The sequence below is a fragment of the Curtobacterium sp. B18 genome, from assembly GCF_000333375.1.
Taxonomy (GTDB): domain Bacteria; phylum Actinomycetota; class Actinomycetes; order Actinomycetales; family Microbacteriaceae; genus Curtobacterium.
In genome coordinates, this window is the sequence record NZ_BACZ01000426.1 from 1 (window position 1) to 1,950 (window position 1,950).

At 75.5% G+C, this 1,950-nt stretch carries 2 protein-coding genes; both read right to left on the bottom strand.

The window, feature by feature from the left end; all coding sequences use genetic code 11:
- Positions 1–18: 18 nt before the first annotated feature.
- Positions 19–1,374, bottom strand: coding sequence for an ROK family transcriptional regulator (locus tag I5E_RS11735; RefSeq protein ID WP_022907158.1), 1,356 nt, complete (start codon positions 1,372–1,374; stop codon positions 19–21).
- A 137-nt stretch (positions 1,375–1,511) separates the two neighbouring features.
- The coding region (locus I5E_RS11740; RefSeq protein ID WP_022907159.1) for a sugar phosphate isomerase/epimerase family protein at positions 1,512–1,950 on the bottom strand (439 nt) is incomplete at its 5' end.

Consider the following 1,950-nt stretch of genomic DNA (forward strand, 5'->3'; position numbering starts at 1 on the left):
CTCACGCGCTGGTGGGGGTCATGGGGTTCTCGCTTCCTCGGCCGCGTCGTCGCGGCTGGACGGGTGGGTGGTCGTGCGGTTGTGTGGGGCGGTGGCGGTGGCGGGCGGCACCGGGGCGACTGCCCGCACTGCGGCGGTCGTCGGCACCGCGGTGGCGCTCGGCACTGCGCCGACTGCCGGCACGGCGTCGCTGATCCGGTCCGGGTCGCCGAGCAGGGCACCGAACGCGATCTCGGCGGCGCCGTGCACGAGCACGTCCGCCCCGAGCGCCGCGGGCACGATCCGGAGCCGGTCGGCGGTCCCGGTCATCGACTGCGCGCGGACGTCGTCGAGGATCCGGTCCCCGACGTGGTCGAGCAGGACGCCGAGGAAGCCGCCGAGCACGACGATCGACGGGTTCACGGTGTGGATCGCGTTCCGGAGCGCCGTGGCCAGGGCGGCCACCTGGCGGTCCACGACCCGCTCGACCTCGGGTCGCTCCTCGGCGAGCGCCGCGGCGAGGGCGACGAGGTCGTCCGGAGCCGTCCCGGTCGCCGCGGCGAGGGCGTCGCGTGAGGCCTCGGTCTCGAGGCACCCGACCGCCCCGCAGTGACAGCGGATGCCGTTCGCCGCGACGAAGGTGTGGCCGAGCTCACCCGCGTAGCCGTCGGCCCCGCTCAGCGGCCGGCCGGCGGTGATGACCCCGCCGCCGATGCCGCTCGCGCCGCCGTTGAGGTACACCAGGTCGTCGACCCCGCGGCCGCTGCCGGCCAGTCGTTCGGCCCAGGCACCGAGGTTGGCGTCGTTCGCGGCACGCACCGGCAGCCCGGTCCGGTCGGCGAGCGGCCGGGCGAAGGGTGCGTCGTGCCAGCCGAGGTGCGGTGCGTACTGGACGGTCCCGTCCTCCACCCGGACCGTCCCCGGCACGGCGACCCCGATCCCGACGAGTCGGAGGGTCGCGGAGCCCGCCGACGCCGGACGGATCCGGTCCAGCATCGAGGCGACGGTCTCGACCGCTTCACCGGGCGTCGGCGGACGGCGCTGTGGTTCGACGAGCCGGGTGCGCACGGTGCCGTCGAGTCCGACGAGGGCGACCGACACGGCGTCGACCTCGACAGTCACGGCGGCGGCGACCACGTCCGCCGCTGCCCGGACGACCGGGCTCGGACGGCCGACCCCGGTGCCGGGTGCGCCGGCGGTCGGCAGCTCCTCGTGCAGGAGGCCCCGCTCGACGAGCTCGCCGACGAGCGTGAGGGTGGTCGAGCGGTTCAGGCCGGTGCGCCGGGTGACCTCGGCACGGGTGATCGGCCCCTCCTCGTGCACGAGCCGGAGGACGCGCGCCGCGTTGCTCGGCACGGGTGTCGTGCCCGGCGTTGCGGCGGTCGTGCTCGTCATCGGTCCCTCGTGGTGGTGGTTGGTGTGCGGCCGAGTCTCGGGCCGGCGGACTGTTTCGCGGCGTCACGGCCGCGAAACCGTCCGCCCAGCCGAGTCTCGGGCCGCGGGCCGCGGGCCGCGGGCCGCGCCGCGGCGCGCTACCGCGAGCGCGAGAACGCGGCGTCGAACGCGGCCTCGGGCGGCGCGATGGTCCCGAGCCGCCGCACGAACGCCAGCGCCTCCGGTCCGCCGACGAGTCGGTCCATGCCGGCGTCCTCCCACTCGACGCTCGTCGGCCCGGCGTACCCGATGTGGTTCAGTACGCGGAACACCCGCTCCCACGGGACGTCGCCGTGCCCGGCCGTGACGAAGTCCCACCCGCGCCGGGGGTCGCCCCACGGCAGGTGCGACGAGAGTCGTCCGTTGCGGCCGTCGAGCTGCTTGACCGACTCCTTGCAGTGCACGTGGTAGACGCGGTCCGCGAAGTCGAGCAGGAACGCTGCCGGGTCGAGGTCCTGCCAGACGAAGTGCGACGGGTCGAAGTTGAACCCGAACGCCGGTCGGTCGGCGAAGACCTCGAGCGCCCGCTTGGCCGTC

Excerpts from the sequence above, each read along its gene's own strand:
- I5E_RS11735 (WP_022907158.1), bottom strand. The coding sequence starts at position 1,374 with ATGACGAGCACGACCGCCGCAACGCCGGGCACGACACCCGTGCCGAGC.